15 protein-coding genes and 1 pseudogene are annotated in these 17,013 nt (G+C 35.2%); 14 read left to right on the top strand and 2 right to left on the bottom strand.

Going from position 1 to position 17,013, the window contains the following annotated elements:
* Nucleotides 1-137 precede the first annotated feature (137 nt).
* From mlaF to citG, 13 genes are all read left to right on the top strand, one after another.
* Entirely contained in the window at nucleotides 138-953 is an 816-nt protein-coding gene (gene mlaF / locus H3T83_RS05625; RefSeq protein WP_034901268.1) for a phospholipid ABC transporter ATP-binding protein MlaF, read from the top strand.
* Nucleotides 953-1,732 (top strand): lipid asymmetry maintenance ABC transporter permease subunit MlaE, encoded by a 780-nt coding sequence (gene mlaE, locus H3T83_RS05620; RefSeq protein WP_034901265.1) that lies wholly within the window; start codon nucleotides 953-955, stop codon nucleotides 1,730-1,732. The genes mlaF and mlaE overlap by 1 nt, the downstream gene beginning before the upstream one ends.
* Nucleotides 1,733-1,743: 11 nt before the next feature.
* Nucleotides 1,744-2,328 (top strand): outer membrane lipid asymmetry maintenance protein MlaD, encoded by a 585-nt coding sequence (gene mlaD / locus H3T83_RS05615; protein WP_034901263.1) that lies wholly within the window; start codon nucleotides 1,744-1,746, stop codon nucleotides 2,326-2,328.
* 2 nt (nucleotides 2,329-2,330) lie between these two features.
* Complete coding sequence (gene mlaC, locus H3T83_RS05610; RefSeq protein ID WP_198215313.1) at nucleotides 2,331-2,975, top strand: phospholipid-binding protein MlaC; 645 nt, start codon at nucleotides 2,331-2,333, stop codon at nucleotides 2,973-2,975.
* Nucleotides 2,976-2,981: 6 nt separating this feature from the next.
* Nucleotides 2,982-3,254 (top strand): STAS domain-containing protein, encoded by a 273-nt coding sequence (locus tag H3T83_RS05605; protein ID WP_065577546.1) that lies wholly within the window; start codon nucleotides 2,982-2,984, stop codon nucleotides 3,252-3,254.
* A gap of 82 nt (nucleotides 3,255-3,336) precedes the next feature.
* Nucleotides 3,337-3,594, top strand: coding sequence for a BolA family protein (locus H3T83_RS05600; RefSeq protein WP_065651460.1), 258 nt, complete (start codon nucleotides 3,337-3,339; stop codon nucleotides 3,592-3,594).
* A gap of 95 nt (nucleotides 3,595-3,689) precedes the next feature.
* Complete coding sequence (gene prlC / locus H3T83_RS05595) at nucleotides 3,690-5,717, top strand: oligopeptidase A (RefSeq protein ID WP_065651461.1); 2,028 nt, start codon at nucleotides 3,690-3,692, stop codon at nucleotides 5,715-5,717.
* Entirely contained in the window at nucleotides 5,704-6,441 is a 738-nt protein-coding gene (locus H3T83_RS05590; protein WP_065651462.1) for a class I SAM-dependent methyltransferase, read from the top strand. The genes prlC and H3T83_RS05590 overlap by 14 nt, the downstream gene beginning before the upstream one ends.
* Before the next feature lie 15 nt (nucleotides 6,442-6,456).
* On the top strand, nucleotides 6,457-7,146 hold the full coding sequence (rsuA, locus tag H3T83_RS05585; RefSeq protein ID WP_198215312.1) for a 16S rRNA pseudouridine(516) synthase RsuA: 690 nt from the start codon (nucleotides 6,457-6,459) through the stop codon (nucleotides 7,144-7,146).
* Between the two features lie 67 nt (nucleotides 7,147-7,213).
* Nucleotides 7,214-8,461 carry a Bcr/CflA family multidrug efflux MFS transporter gene (locus H3T83_RS05580; protein ID WP_198215311.1) on the top strand — a complete coding sequence of 416 codons (1,248 nt, stop codon included), beginning with the start codon at nucleotides 7,214-7,216 and terminating at the stop codon, nucleotides 8,459-8,461.
* Nucleotides 8,458-8,988, top strand: coding sequence for a gamma carbonic anhydrase family protein (locus tag H3T83_RS05575; protein WP_198215310.1), 531 nt, complete (start codon nucleotides 8,458-8,460; stop codon nucleotides 8,986-8,988). The genes H3T83_RS05580 and H3T83_RS05575 overlap by 4 nt, the downstream gene beginning before the upstream one ends.
* 91 nt (nucleotides 8,989-9,079) lie before the next feature.
* Nucleotides 9,080-12,049, top strand: a complete 2,970-nt coding sequence (locus H3T83_RS11535; RefSeq protein WP_198215309.1) for a DNA translocase FtsK 4TM domain-containing protein — start codon at nucleotides 9,080-9,082, stop codon at nucleotides 12,047-12,049.
* A gap of 26 nt (nucleotides 12,050-12,075) precedes the next feature.
* A complete protein-coding gene (gene citG / locus H3T83_RS05565; RefSeq protein WP_198215308.1) occupies nucleotides 12,076-12,975 on the top strand; it encodes a triphosphoribosyl-dephospho-CoA synthase CitG in 900 nt (299 codons plus the stop codon).
* A gap of 144 nt (nucleotides 12,976-13,119) precedes the next feature.
* Here citG and H3T83_RS05560 read toward each other — a convergent pair whose 3' ends face one another.
* On the bottom strand, nucleotides 13,120-13,821 hold the full coding sequence (locus H3T83_RS05560; protein ID WP_173795327.1) for a response regulator: 702 nt from the start codon (nucleotides 13,819-13,821) through the stop codon (nucleotides 13,120-13,122).
* 20 nt (nucleotides 13,822-13,841) lie between these two features.
* Complete coding sequence (locus H3T83_RS05555) at nucleotides 13,842-15,431, bottom strand: sensor histidine kinase (RefSeq protein ID WP_198215307.1); 1,590 nt, start codon at nucleotides 15,429-15,431, stop codon at nucleotides 13,842-13,844.
* Nucleotides 15,432-15,712: 281 nt separating this feature from the next.
* Between H3T83_RS05555 and H3T83_RS05550 the strand changes: the two are divergent.
* Nucleotides 15,713-17,002, top strand: a pseudogene (locus tag H3T83_RS05550) (2-hydroxycarboxylate transporter family protein); the annotation flags it as partial.
* Nucleotides 17,003-17,013 lie beyond the last annotated feature (11 nt).

The raw sequence follows: 17,013 nt of genomic DNA, 5'->3' as shown, positions 1-17,013 counted from the left end.
AAAATGACGAACAATAAAATTCTTAATGTTTTATAATTAAGAAAGTGAAAATTATCAATTCATTTTAACGCATTTGTTTATTTACAATAATCAAGTAAAATACTCAAAATTCAATTATGGTAGTGTAGGAACACATTGTGACTGACACATTACAGCAAAATTTGGTCGAAATTCACGATATGTCTTTTTATCGTGGTACTCGGCCTATTTACAAAAATATGAACCTAACGGTACCCAAGGGCAAAGTTACCGCTATCATGGGGCCATCCGGGATTGGTAAAACTACGCTATTAAGACTTATTGGTGGGCAATTAAAACCACAAGCTGGTCAAATTTTATTTGATGGTGAAGATGTACCTAGTATGACGCGATCACGGCTATATGAAGTCCGTAAACGCATGAGCATGCTATTTCAATCAGGTGCATTATTCACTGATTTATCGGTATTTGATAATGTTGCTTATCCATTACGTGAGCATCTAAATTTACCTGAGCCAGTTTTACATAATTTAGTCTTGATGAAACTACAATCAGTAGGCCTACGTGGCGCAGCCAATATGATGCCTTCAGAATTATCTGGTGGTATGGCTCGACGTGCAGCGTTAGCCAGAGCTATCGCTCTTGATCCGGATCTCATTATGTTTGATGAACCATTCGCTGGACAGGATCCTATATCAATGGGAGTGATCGTTAAGCTCATCGCTGAACTCAATCAATCGCTGGGCTTAACCTGTATTGTAGTTAGCCATGATGTTAATGAAGTATTAAGTATTGCTGACTATGCATATATTGTTGCTGAACAACATATTATTGCCGGTGGAACATCTCAAGAATTGCGTCATAACCATGATTTACGCGTTAAACAATTCCTAGATGGTTTAGCCGATGGTCCAGTACCATTTCATTATCCTGCTGTTGATTACAAATTAGACCTAAGTAGAGGTGTAAACTAATGCTGAACTTAATTGCAAAACTTGGGCAATCAACAATTAATATTATTGCAATGTTAGGCCGCTCAGGGCTTATGCTATTTGGTGCACTTATTGGTAAACCTCAATTTAGCAAACAATTTCCATTACTTGTTAAACAATTTTATTTTGTCGGTGTACAATCACTTTCCATTATTATCGTATCGGGTTTATTTATAGGTATGGTATTGGCATTACAAGGTTACTTTATTTTAACTACCTTTGGTGCCGAAGCAAGCTTAGGTATGTTAGTTGCCCTTGCTCTATTACGGGAGCTTGGTCCTGTGGTTGCGGGATTACTTTTTGCCGGCCGAGCTGGTTCAGCCCTAACTGCCGAAATTGGCTTGATGAAGGCCACTGAACAATTATCAAGTATGGAGATGATGGCGATCGATCCATTAAGAAGAATTATTGCTCCACGTTTTTGGGCGGGATTTTTCTGTATGCCATTTTTAACCGCAATTTTTGTCGCTGTTGGTATTTTAGGTGGGGTATTAGTGGGCGTTGATTGGAAAGGTATTGATGCTGGATTTTTCTGGTCTTCCATTCAAAGCAATGTCGATTGGTGGCACGATTTAGGTAACTGTTTTATTAAGAGCTTTGCATTTGCAATCGCTAGTACTTGGATTGCACTATTTAATGGTTATGATTGCGTGCCAACATCAGAAGGAATCAGTCGGGCAACAACCAACACTGTTGTCTATTCATCATTAGTTATTTTGGGGTTAGATTTTATATTAACCGCATTAATGTTTAGTAATTGAGGTCATTAAACATGAGTCGTCAAGTTGAAATTACAGTAGGATTTTTTATGGTACTGGTGATCTGCTCAGTACTATTTTTATGCTTTAGAGTTACTGATCCAACATCTTTTGCTAGTCATAATTCTTATCGTGTTTATGCTGTATTTGATAATATTGGTGGTTTAAAGGTAAGATCACCAATTAAAATTGGTGGAGTAGTAATTGGTCGTGTAAGTAATATTAACTTAAAATCAGTCAATGATGATGTTTATAAACCTTATGTTACTATGGATCTAGATGCCCAATACGATAAAATTCCGAGCTCTAGTTCACTTTCTATCAAAACCTCGGGGTTATTAGGTGAACAATTCATTGATATTAATTTTGGATTAGATCAAAACATTGAACAGGAATTAGATGCTTTAGATGCAGACGAAGCCTCTACACCAACCAATAATAATGTTAACAAGAAGCCTGTTTATCTTATAGACGGTTATGTGATTAACAATACTAAACCAGCAATGGTTATCGAAGATTTAATTGGACAATTTTTATATAGTACTGGTGGTTCGTCAGATAAAGACAAAAAACAAGATACTAACGAAAGTAAGGAGTAATTATGTTAACCAGATTGAAACAAAGCTTATTTTTAATATTTGCATTAATGATAAGTACAGCAGCGTTTGCAGAAAATGACCCATATAAAGATATGCAAGTTGCAGCCGACAAAATTTTTAATACCATGAAAGCGCAATCAGCGACGCTTAAATCAAATCCAAATAAACTTAAAGATATTGTCAGAGCTGACTTACTACCTTATGTACAAGTTAAATATGCTGGTGCACTCATCTTAGGTAATGCATATAAAACAGCAACAGATGCACAACGTACGGCTTATTTCAAAGCTTTCGAAAACTATCTAGTTCAAGCTTTTGCCCAAGCGCTTTCAATGTATAACGGTCAATCTTATCAAGTTGAAGCCTCAAAAGATTTAACCGGTAAATCATTAATTTCTATCCGTGTATTACTAAATCAACCAGATAAAAATCAACAACCGTTACGAATTGATTTCCAATGGCGAAAAAATACCGTAACTGGTGAATGGAAAGCTTATGATTTAATAGCGGAAGGCGTAAGTATGATTACAACCAAACAAAATGAATGGTCAACAATTTTACGCCAAGATGGAATTGACGCATTAACTAAACAGTTAAATGATCTATCTAATCGCAATATTGATCCAAACGCTAAACAAAAAGGTTAGTTCATCATGTCGCGAATCCAAGCAGAAAAACAACAAAATACACTTAATTTAATCGGTGAGCTTGATGCTCACTCATTAAATGATTTATGGTCAACACAAAAAACACTTTTAAATGGTGTAACGGATATCAATGTAACTCAAGTTACCCGCGTTGACTCTTCTGGGCTCGCGACACTAGTCTATTTTTGTAACCAATATAATATCAAATTAACCGGGATCAGCCCCCAGTTACAAACATTAATTGAACTTTATGATTTGCAAACGGTCATTAATCAGTAACTGTTAATGCAAATTCATAATAAAAAACCCCTTTCCTCAAAATTTTTTAATAAACAAAATATAGATAATAAGAGTTTAAATAATGGATAAGCAAGAAATTATAGCTAAATTAAAAAATTCACTCGACCTCGATGATGTTCATGTAATGACGGATGATGGCAGCCACTTTCAAGTTATTGCAGTTAGTGAAATCTTTGCCGAATTAAGTCGAGTAAAAAAACAACAAGCTATATATGCACCTTTAGCCGAATTTATTAATGATAATCGGATCCATGCATTATCAATCAAAACCTATACACCGACTGAATGGCAACGTGAGCGTAAATTAATGGGTTTATAATTAAACCCAATCAGCATTTTGACTTGAATTAAGGTTTTTAGCCACAACATAATGTTTTATTAAGAACCATAATCATTCGCATAAGGTATCGCAGTATGACTAACCCACTATTAAGCAATTCATCATTACCCCAATTTTCAAAAATTAAACCTGAGCATGTTCTGCCTGCTATTCAAGAGACATTAAACAACTGTCGTAAAACAATCGAATCAGTATTGGAACAAAATAGTGAATACACTTGGGATAACCTAATACAACCCATTGATGAAATGGATGAAAAATTTAGCCGAGCGTGGTCACCAGTTAGTCATCTTAATTCAGTGAAAAATAGTCCTGAATTACGTGAAGCTTATGAAGCCTGTTTACCATTACTCTCGGAATACAGCACTTGGGTTGGACAACATAAACCATTATATCAAGCTTACAAACAACTTAAAGATAGCAAGCATTATGAAAATTTAAGTAAGGCACAGAAAAAAGTGATCGACAATGCTTTACGTGATTTTGAATTATCTGGAATCGGCTTATCAGATGATAAACAAAAACGTTACGGTGAAATTGTTGCTAAACTTTCAGAATTATCATCGCAATATAGTAACAATGTATTAGATGCAACAATGGGATGGTCCAAACTAATTACTAATGTTGACGACTTGTCTGGATTACCTGAAAGTGCCTTAGCCGCAGCAAAAGAACAGGCAAAAGCTAAAAATCAAGAAGGTTGGTTACTAACTTTAGATATGCCAAGTTATTTACCGATTATGACTTACTGTGATAATCGAGACTTACGCTTTGAACTTTATCAAGCATATAATACTCGCGCATCCGATCAAGGGCCTAATGCAGGTAAATGGGATAATACCGATATTATTAAACAAATTTTATCACTTCGTGATGAACTCGCTAAATTACTCGGTTTTGAGACTTATGCTGATAAATCATTAGCAACCAAAATGGCTGAAACAACCTCGCAAGTTACTGCCTTTTTAACTGATTTAGCCAGCAAGGCCAAACCGCAAGGTGAAAAAGAGTTAGCCGATCTTAAAAGATATGCTTATGAATACTTTGGTGCAAGTGATATTAAACCATGGGATATCGCTTATTACAGCGAAAAACAAAAACAACATCTATATACTATCAATGATGAAGAGCTTCGTCCCTATTTCCCTGAACAACGTGTCGTTAGTGGATTATTTGAAGTCGTGCGTCGTATTTTCGGTATTACCGCTAAACAACGCCATGACGTAGAAGTTTGGGCGCCAGAGGTAAAATTTTATGATCTTTATGCTGCCAATGGAGAATTAAAAGGTAGTTTTTATCTCGACTTATATGCCCGTGAGCATAAACGTGGTGGAGCTTGGATGGATGATTGTATTGGCCAAATGCGTTTTGCCGATGGTCACTTGCAAAAACCTGTAGCTTATTTAACCTGTAACTTTAATCGTCCAATTGGCGATAAACCCGCATTATTCACCCACAATGAAGTCACCACATTATTCCATGAATTTGGTCATGGATTACATCATATGTTGACTGAAATTGAGGTATCGTCGGTAGCAGGTATTAATGGTGTGCCATGGGATGCGGTTGAATTACCAAGTCAATTTTTAGAAAATTGGTGCTGGCAACCTGAGGCTTTAGAATTTATCTCCGGTCATTATCAAACTGGAGAACCTTTACCTAAAGAGATGTTAGATAAAATGCTAGATGCCAAAAACTTCCAAGCAGCATTATTTATTTTACGTCAATTAGAATTTGGTTTATTTGATTTTAAACTACATAGTAACAAAACACCGGATATTTTAGAGACATTAAAACAGGTCAGACAACAAGTTGCAGTAGTACCTACTGTTGATTGGGGACGGTTCCCACATGCGTTTAGCCATATTTTTGCTGGTGGTTATGCGGCTGGTTATTATAGTTATCTTTGGGCGGAAGTTTTATCAGCAGATGCATTTTCTCGTTTTGAAGAAGAAGGAATTTTTAATGAATCAACCGGTAATGCATTTCTTGATAATATTTTGTCGCAGGGTGGCAGTGATGAACCTATGACATTGTTTAAAAATTTCCGTGGCCGTGAGCCACAACTTGAGGCATTACTTCGTCACTATGGAATCCACTAATATCAATTCTGCTCAGCTAAAACAATTAGCTGAGCAGTGGTTATCCGATCATATCGAACTTCCATTTGTTTTAGTTAGTCAAGCTCATCAACTTGAGTTACAAAAAACCGATGAGCCAAAATTAGGGGCAGTCGCAGTTAATTTTGTGTCAGGCACAATGGCACATCGTCGTCAATTTGGTGGTGGTCGTGGTGAAGCTATCGCCAAAGCTGTTGGAGTTAAAGGTAATTACTTACCAACCGTTATAGATGCCACTGCTGGATTAGGACGAGATGCCTTCGTATTAGCTTCTATTGGCTGTCAGGTTACAATGTTTGAGCGTCATCCGGTGGTAGCAGCCTTACTCGCTGATGGACTTGATCGTGCTTATCAAGATCCGACTATTGGTCAATTATTACAAAAACAGTTACGTTTAATTTATAATTCAAGCTTACATGGACTCAGCTTATATCAAGATAAACCTGATGTTGTGTATCTTGATCCGATGTTTCCACATCGACAAAAAAGTGCATTAGTCAAAAAAGAGATGCGTATTTTTCAACAATTAGTCGGTAGTGATCTTGATGCCGAAAGTTTGCTCGAACCGGCAAGGCGAATAGCCAAAAAACGAGTTGTTGTCAAACGGCCTGATTATGCACCATTTTTAGCCAATCAAAAACCAACGGCTGAAATTAAAACTAAAAATCATCGTTTTGATATTTATACACCATTAGATTGTATATAGGAACAGTATTTAAATATGCGACTGGATAAATTTCTTGCTCACCATTTAGGTGTGAGCCGAACAATAGTCAATAAAGAACTTAAAGCCCAAAAAGTTACCGTTAATGGTGATATTGTCAAATCAGGGGCTTATCATATCTCACCAGATCAAATTGTAGAATATGATGGTTTCGAAATCGTCCCTATTACCGAAAAGCGCTACTTTATGCTCAATAAACCACAAGGTTATGTCTGTTCTACTGATGATCCAGATCATCCTACTATCCTCTATTTTATTGATGAACCTATGGCAGAAAAACTACATTCAGCAGGCAGACTGGATCTTGATACCACTGGTTTGGTTTTATTAACCGATGATGGTAAGTGGTCACATCGTATAACTTCACCTAAACATCATTGTGAAAAAGTCTATCAAGTGACAGTTGAACAACCACTTACCGCTAATCTTATTGATATATTTAAACAAGGCATTCAGTTAAAAAGTGAAAAAACTCTAACCGAACCAGCTAAATTGATTATCATTGACGATTATCATGCAGAACTCACTATAAGCGAAGGGCGATATCACCAAGTAAAACGAATGTTTGCAGCGGTAAATAACCATGTCACCCAATTACATCGCAAACAGATCGGCAATATTGTTCTTAATATACCTGAAGGTGAATATCGACCACTTACTCAGGACGAGATCAATTCGTTTAATTAGTATTTTTGATTAGATTCAATAAATAATAATTTTTTTTGCTAAATTTTAGCTCCAAAGGGATGACGACGTGCAAACACAAGATCCGCAAATAGTAATCAAAGTTTCTAAACAAGCACTCATTTTTATTCTTGGTTTAATTTCAATGTTGATGCCATTATCCATTGATATGTATTTACCAAGTATGCCAACTATTGCCGAAAAATTTAATGTTGCCGATTCCACTGTACAATTAACGATAAGTTGTTATTTATTAGGATTTTCACTAGGCCAACTTTTATTTGGGCCCCTAACCGATAGCTATGGACGACGAAAAGTTTTAACTTTTGGACTAATTATCTTTATCATTGCTGCATTATGTTGTGGTCTAGCTGCCAATATAAATCAATTAATTACTGCCCGCTTTTTTCATGGCATAGCAGCATCAGCAACTACCATTGTCATTAATGCATTAATGAAAGATATTTATCGTGATCGTGATGAATTTTCAAAAATGATGTCTTTTGTCATGCTTATCTCCAATGTTGCCCCACTACTTGCACCAATTATTGGCGGTTTTATTCTATTCTGGTTTGACTGGCAAGCGAACTTCTATGTTCTTAGTTTAATGGCTATCATCTGCCTTGGATTGGTAACAATCAATATTCCTGAAACCTTAGCTAAATCGAAACGTGATAAATTCAGCATAATTAGAATTTTAAGTAATTTCATTGCGTTATTTAGACATAGGCAAGTATTTACTTATATGATGATTGGCGCATTTTCTGGAGCAGGATTATTCTCGTTTCTCAGTCTTGGGCCATTTGTTTATATTAATTTACATGGTGTTGCTTCAATCAATTTTGGTTATTACTTTGCTATAAATATTTTAGTTATGATATTTATGAACACACTAAATAGCCGTCTGGTACGACGAGTTGGCTCGATTAAAATGATGCAATTGGGATTATTGATTCAGTTTATAATGACAATTGATATGGCAATTACCAGTATATTTAACTTAGGATTTTTCTTTTTAGTCATATTTATTGCTGGTTATATCGGTTGTATTTCAACCATAGGAGGGAATTGCATGGCGGTAATTCTTGATTGTTATTCTCATATCGCCGGAACCGCCTCCTCACTTGCAGGCACGATTCGCTTTGCTGTTGCCGGCGCTATTGGTGTTTTACTTTCTACACTCGTTTCAACACATACCACAACCTCGGTTACCAATAATTTAACTGAATGGTTAATGGTTGGTTCAATGGTGATCTGTAACTTCTTAGCCGTCGGTTTATTTTTGAGTGTTAGAAATATAACAAGGAAAAAAACATGATCTATCAATTAGGCAACTTAAAACCACAAATTAATCCAACTTGCTTTATTGCCAAATCTGCCGATATTATTGGTGATGTGGTTTTAGATGAAAATGTATCTATTTGGTTTAATGCAGTTTTACGTGGTGATATCGCCAAGATACATATTGGTAAAAACAGTAATGTCCAAGATAACTCTACGATTCATATTGAAACTAATGTTCCATGTATTATTGGTGAAAACGTGACAATTGGCCATAACGTCATTTTACATAGCTGCACGGTCGAAGATAATGTTTTAATTGGTATGGGTAGCACAATTTTAAATAATGCTAAAATTGCCAAAAATTGCTTGGTAGGTGCTAATTCACTAGTTACCCACAGCTTACCACATGAAGAAGGTTGTCTAATTATGGGATCTCCAGCTAAAATTATTCGCAAATTGACTGAGAAAGAAATTCTAGCCAATATTACAAATGCTCAACATTATGTATTAAATGCGCAAAGATTTAATCAAACCTTGATCGAATTGAATTCATATCAATAAATTATTTTTTATCTCTCATTCACGCTATAAGTGGGTTTAATTTATGATAAAATAGCTAAAATTTTAATTAAAATAGCTTTTAGGTACGTGTTTGAAAAAATTTAAAATTACTAGAAGACAGATTGTTATTCAATTAATTCTATTAACATTAATAGGATTGTCTGTTTGTTTATTTTTATCACTTTTTACTTACAACCCATCGGATCCGGGTTGGTCACGTACGGCTTGGCATAATCCTATTAGCAATTTTGGCGGTTATATTGGTGCATATGCTGCTGATATCGTATTTCAATTTTTTGGACTGATTGCTTTTAGTTTACCTATTATTATCATTTTCTTTTGTTTACAGTTAATGGGCTATTTTTATCGTCATAGTAATGAACCAATTAACTATTTCAGTGTTTCATTTCGAATTATTGGTATATTAGCTTTTGTACTTAGTTGTTGTGGTTTTTTTACCCTTAATATTCGTGATCCGGAACAATTCCAAGCTGGTGGTTATCTAGGCTCAATCGTTATTGAAAGCTTGTTACCAGTTATGAGCAGCTTAGTAACCTCTTTAGCTTTACTGGCAACAACCTTAGCATGTGTTACATTACTAACTGGCTTTTCGTGGCTTTATCTATTTGAAAAAATCGGGGCGTTGGTTATGTTAATACTGTCGCCAATAAAATGGTTATTTACACCAGATAAAATGACACAATCAGTTGCGCAAAATCAAAATGATGAAGCATCTATACAAGAAAAAGAACCACAGATTGATTTACATCTTGATATGGATGACAGTAGCCAAAATAGTGTTGAACTAACCAATTTGGCTAAGAATAATCAAGAATTAACCACTAAAATAGATACGGAAAAAGCCGAATCAACAATAGATCCGATTTCATTACAAAATGATGAAAAATTCATAAAAACGGCAGCACAATTATTACAAACGATCGAAGCTAACACTGCAACTACAGACGAAACTCATGATGTAACTGACAAGGCAGCCAAAAAAGACCTTGATCCTGACGCAATATTAGCGCGGATGGAAAATATTTTAAAAAATATGAATGATGGTGATACAACTAATTCTACTAATTTGGCGGAATCTAATGACCAAATGGATAGTCAAGAGATTATCCAACCTTTCGAAGAAGATAAGTACACGATTGCCGATGCACCAAGTAAACCATTATTTACTATGGAACATCATGAACCAGAAATAAATATAAATCATCCTACTTTTAACAGCGAGAGTGTGATTGAACCAAATGTGATACAACCAGTTGAGGATGAAATATCACCAAGTATTACTCAAGAATATAATAATTATCAATCCAATGATATTCCAGACAACTTTGAAATACCTGAGGATGTTGATATCTCTCTTCTTAAACAAGAAAATCCTACTATTGATGATATTTATTTAAATGATGTTGATAACGAAGAAACGACACAAGCACTTACATCTTTAACTCAAACGGCAACAATTATCGATGAAGATGCCGAAGAAGATAATGAAGATGAGGGAGAAAGCCTAATTCATCCGTTATTACAACGTAATGATAAACCATTACCCAAGCCAACTACTCCATTACCGTCGTTAAATTTATTAACGCCACCACCAACAACAAGAATTGAGGTTGATCATGTTGCGTTAAATGCAATGGCACAGCAAATTGAAAAAAGTTTATCTGATTATCGAGTAAAAGCTCGCGTTGTTGATTATTTACCAGGTCCTGTGATTACGCGGTTTGAAATTGAATTGGCTCCGGGTATTAAAGCTGCCAGAATATCAACACTGGATCGTGATTTAGCTCGTTCCTTATCTATGCCATCAGTAAGGGTTGTAGAAGTAATACCAGGTAAACCTTATGTCGGTATTGAATTACCTAATCAAAATCGCCAAACCGTTTATTTCAGAGAAGTATTAGATAGCCCACAATTCAAAAACGCTCAATCTCCACTTACTGTCGTTTTAGGAAAAGACATTGCTGGACAATCGGTGGTTGCTGATTTAGCAAAAATGCCTCACTTATTAGTCGCAGGGACTACAGGTTCAGGAAAATCGGTTGGTGTTAATGCCATGATATTAAGCATTTTATACAAATCACAACCGGAAGATGTTAGGTTCATCATGATTGATCCTAAAATGTTAGAACTCTCTATCTATGAAGGAATACCACATCTGTTAACTCAAGTCGTCACCGATATGAAAGATGCGGCAAATGCGCTTAATTGGTGTGTGAATGAAATGGAAAAACGCTATCGATTAATGTCAGCGTTAGGAGTGCGTAACATTGCTGGTTTTAATGAGAAAATCAAGCTAGCTGAAGAGATGGGACGACCAATTCCAGATCCACTCTGGAAACCAACCGATAGTATGGATCTAGAAATGCCGACGCTTGAAAAACTTCCATATATTGTGGTTATGGTTGATGAATTTGCGGATTTAATTATGGCCGTTGGTAAAAAAGTAGAAGAGTTAATTGCTCGACTTGCACAAAAAGCCCGAGCTGCAGGTATTCATTTGGTACTAGCTACCCAAAGACCTTCTGTTGATGTTATTACCGGTTTAATTAAAGCTAACATACCAACCCGTATTGCATTTACAGTTTCAAGTAAGATTGACTCACGAACCATTTTAGATCAAATGGGTGCAGAATCTCTGCTTGGTATGGGTGATATGCTCTATTTAGCGCCAAATAGCTCTATTCCTGTTCGTGTTCATGGCGCTTTTGTCCGTGATGAAGAAGTTCATGCCGTCGTTCAAGATTGGAAAGCGCGTGGTAAACCTAAATATATTGAAAATGTAACCGTCTCAACCGACGATAGTGAAAGTGGTAGCTTTGATACTATTGATGAAGAACTCGATCCACTATTTGATCAAGTTGTTTCTTTCGTCATTGAAACACGTAGAGCATCAATATCCAGTGTCCAACGTAAATTCAGAATTGGTTATAACCGAGCCGCACGAATTGTGGAACAAATGGAAATGGAAGGCATTATAAGTGCACCTGCCCATAATGGTAATCGAGAAGTACTTGCTCAAGCATCTCATAATGATTATTAAGCTTAATTGTAAAGGCAGCCTATTCCATGAGTAATTATTTATCGCAAGTAATTAGCTTAGAATCGAAATTGATAAGTCATAATATTCTCAGCTCACCGACAATATTGGCGGTACAAGCGTTAATTAGAGAGATCTGCTTATCACCCAAACCTGGATTGGTTGATATGAACAATAATGGCGCACATCACGATATGAATTTTCAAACATTCATAACAAGTATTAACGCCATTTCAAATTGGTTTGAACGTTTTTATCAATATGGTAAACATAATACCAACGTTGCAGCACCTGATTTTTTAGCAAATATTCGACCAATTGGCCTTGAATGTGAAACAGCGATGTTTAGTGCAACTAAACAGATTAATACGCATAAAGGTGGAATATTTGCCTTTGGTCTATTACTAAGTGCCATTGGTAAATTAGAGCAACTTAAATTACAAACAACTATTCCGATGATCTGTAATGAGGTAGCCAATATTTGCCATGGTATGGTTAATAACGAGTTATCAAAAAATAACCGCAGCCACTCAATAGGGGAACGGCTTTTTAAAAAATATAATCTTACTGGTGCAAGAGGCGAAGCTGAATCAGGATATACAACCGCACGTGAGATATCATTACCAATTTATCAAGAAATGTTGAATAGTGGCTATAATGAAGAATCAGCCCTATTACAAGCAATGCTATACTTATTAGCTTACAATCAAGACACAAACCTAGTTTCTAGAGGAGGACTAGCCGGATTAGAATTCGTGCAAAATGAAGCAAAAGATTTAATCCAGCAAGGTGGCGTTATGCATCCAAATGGACTAGAAATGATTGCTAAGTTAGATGACGAACTGATAAAACGCCACCTAAGTCCTGGTGGCTCAGCGGATCTTATCGCAGTTACATGGTTTTTATCTCATTATGCAGCTCAAAATTAACTCATTTAGCTTATAAAAGTTCTTACAACAATTGGATTAATTCAATCTAGCATCAAATATTTAGGCAATAAAATAACCAATAAGCATATTTATATAATCATAAATTATATAATGTAGGATTAATAACCAACTTTGCGAAAAAAATTACTTTCCTAATCTTTTATAAAGCCTTTCAGGACGACCTATTTTGCCATGGTTAAGCTCAACCGTTAATAATTTAGTTTGCACACAATATTCTAAATATCGTCTAGCGGTGGTTTTACTAATATTAGCTTTTTCGACAATTTGATCTACAGTTTGCGGTTCATTAGTTTGCATAAATAGATCTTTAACTTTTTGTAAGGTAATTTCTTCAATACCTTTAGAGTGGCGATTAATATCAACAAAGTCTTTAGTTTGTAGATTAAAAAGTTCATCAATACGTCTTTGATTAACATGTTTTTGCAAACTTTGACGATATAAAAAAAGTTCAAAACGTTCAAGTGAGTGTTTTAAACGCTGATAAGATACCGGCTTGATTAAATAATCAAAAGCACCAAAACGTATCGCTTTACTACAGGTATCCATATCACTCGCAGCAGTAATAAAAATAACATAACAATCTAAATTATTATTAATAATATATTCAAATAATTCAATTCCTTTTCCATCAGGGAGGTAATTATCTAATAAAATTAATGTTGGTTTTAATTTTTCAACCATCACTTTCGCTTCTTCCAAAGTTGCAGCGATACCAATAACTTCTACTTTGGTGTCTCGTTGAATAAATTCAGCATTTAATTCAGCTAAAATGGGTTCATCTTCAACAATAAGAACTTTAATTGTATCTTCTTTTATTTCATACATACTTTATTCACCTCTGTTAACTACTTAGGTATAAAAACAGAAAAAATCGTTCCATAAGGTTCATTATCTTCAAATGTGATGTAGCCGTTAGCTTTTTTCACATATGTTGAAACTAAATGTAAACCTATACCATGTTCGTTCGAATTTTGTGAGGTTACCCCCGGTTGGAAAATTGAATTGCGGATTTTATCATCTATACCACAACCCTGATCACTGACTTCTAAAACAATTTCATCGGTTCTATCACTTAAATATAAATAGATAGATTTATCACCTTGATTATTTTTTAAACAGGCATTAAAGGCATTATCCAGCAGATTACCTAATATCGACATAAACTCGGCTTCAGTTATCTTGGAAGGCAATGCCTCCAAATGGCAGGCAGGATCAAAGAACAATTTTAAGCCAATTTCATGTGACTTAGAATATTTACCGATTAATAAACCGCAAATAGCTGGAACCTGAAAATGACTGGTAATGAAATCTAGATTTTGTTGATTATCAGCAGAATGTAACGCAATAAATGATTCCGCTTCTTCATATCGTTTCATATAAATTAAACCGGATAACGTTGCCATCCAATTAAGATGTTCATGTCTTAGCGCACGCAAATTATCCACATATTGCGTAACTTGGGTTAATTGCATACTTAATAAATTAATATCATCATAATTTCGGAAGGTTATCACCCATCCATGAATTTCATCATCAACAATCACGCGAATACGATTAGCAATAACAATAATATTATTGAAATAGCAAATATGGTCATGCACATCTTTGGTCTGATTGGTACTACCATAAAGAAAATCAGTTGATTTAATAAAGTTAGATAAATCATGATTAAGCAAACTATTATCATCAATATCTATATTTAACATACGCCTTGCTGATTGGTTGATATTAATAATTTTGTAATCAAGATCAATCGCAATAATACCTTCAAAGATTGATTCCATTATTGATTTCTGACTCTTTACCAATAGTGCAATTGCTTGAGGTTCTAAATTAAACATCTGTTTTTTGATTGCTCTAGCAAAACATAAAGAAAATATAAACAGAGCAAAGAATAAAAAAGAGCAAAAGATGATAAATGGAATAAATTGTTTTATATGTGACGCATAAATATCATCTACCATATAACCAACCGAAACAATACCAATTACTTTGCCATGGCTAATAATCGGCGCTTTACCTCTTAGGGCTAAACCTAAAGATCCTTGACTTATTGTGGTGCTACTAATACCACTTAACACCTCCTGATTGTCATCACCAACCATGGGTAAATATATTGAATTATTAGCCGTATGAAATAACCGATAAGCGTTAGCATCACCTATAACAATATAACTCGCATCGCTTTGTTCAAAAATATCTGAAACAAGTTTAGCGATTTGTTCAGTATCTTTCTCTTCTACATATTTTATTAAGCTTGGAATCACAGCTAACTCTTTTGCTTGAATTTGAGCTTTTTCGCCTAAACTACGATATAAGGCGTTTTCTGTCACATTCCATATGTAGCTTTGCAGCAATGCTAAAACCACCAATGAAAAGATTAAAAGAGATAAAAATAATTTTGTCGTAAATGACAGATGTATTCGTTTTCGCATTTTTATACTTAATAAATAATTGCTGTATCTGCTAAGGAGTGTAACACAGCATAAAAAAACTTAGAGCCTTTAAAACCATAAAAACCACACTTAATTTATGATTTATATCACAAAATTGATATTAATATTTTGTCACTATATGCGCCATTAAAACAAAGCAAATTTATTTTGGAGATAAAAAAAATATGGTGGATTTCAATTCAGTTGAAAAAACGCACAATACCGTCGAAAAACATGAGATAAAACACGAAGATCAGACTAAAAAGTTTTGGCCATACGGATGGTGGAAACTTATGGATGATTATAAAATCGGTGTAATTCCTTTACCATTATTTATTATCGCGGGTATTCTTATCTTTGCTGAAGTATTAGTAACAGGTAAATTACCAAGTGAAATAGTTGTTATGGTAGTAACATGTGCTTTCTTTGGTTTTCTTTGTGGTGAAATAGGTAAACGTTTACCAATTGTTGGAAAAATGGGGGCAGCAGCAATTTGTGCAACCTTTATTCCATCTGCATTAGTTTATTATGGCATTTTGCCTGCTCCTGTGGTGCAAGCAACAACCAAATTCTATAAAGATACTCACATTTTATATCTTTATATCTGCTGTATTATCGTTGGTAGTATTATGAACATGGATAAGAAAACACTTATTCAAGGCTTCTTAAAAATCTTCGGACCAATGGTATGTGGTGAAATTGTTGGTATGCTAGTTGGTGTTGGTGTGGGTTATTTACTTGGCTTATCTCCATTTGAAACATTCTTCTTCTTAGTATTACCAATCATGGCCGGTGGTGTTGGTGAAGGTGCAATTCCATTATCAATCGGATATGCATCTATTTTAGGTATGGAACAAGGTGAAGCTCTAGGTAGAGTATTACCAATTGTTATGTTAGGTGGTTTAACCGGTATTATTTGTGGTGGTATCCTTAACCGTATTGGTAAAGCTTATCCACATTTAACTGGTAATGGTCGCTTGTTACCAGCATCAGAAGATGACCAAATTATCAATAAAACAGCTAAAGCAGAATCAGTTATTGATGTGACAACTTTTGCATCTGGTGTATTATTAGCCGCCATCCTTTATATGGTCGGTATGATTGGTCACAAAGTAACAGGTATTCCAGCGCCAGTAGGGATGCTATTTGCTGCAGTATTTGTTAAACTAGTATCAGGTGTTTCACCAAAAGTACTAAGTGGTTCGCAAGTAGTTTACAAGTTCTTCCAAACCTCTGTAACCTATCCTATTTTATTCGCTGTGGGCGTGGCAATCACACCGTGGGATAAAATCGTAGCAGCTTTCACCGTAATCAACCTAATAGTTATTGTTTGTACAGTAGTAAGTTTAGTCACAACTGGTTTCTTTGTTGCTAAAAAACTAGGTATGTATCCAGTTGATGCGGCAGTTATCTCTTGCTGTCAAAGTGGTCAAGGTGGAACTGGTGACGTTGCAATCCTGACAGCAGCAGAACGTATGGAGTTGATGCCATTTGCCCAAATTGCTACTCGTATTGGTGGTGCAATTAACGTATCCGTATCCTTACTCATTCTAGGCAATTTTTTAGTATAGTTTTTTTCAAG

Source organism: Gilliamella sp. M0320 (genome assembly GCF_016101635.1).
Classification (GTDB): domain Bacteria; phylum Pseudomonadota; class Gammaproteobacteria; order Enterobacterales; family Orbaceae; genus Gilliamella; species Gilliamella apis.
This window is presented reverse-complemented; position numbering and strand designations above follow the sequence as displayed.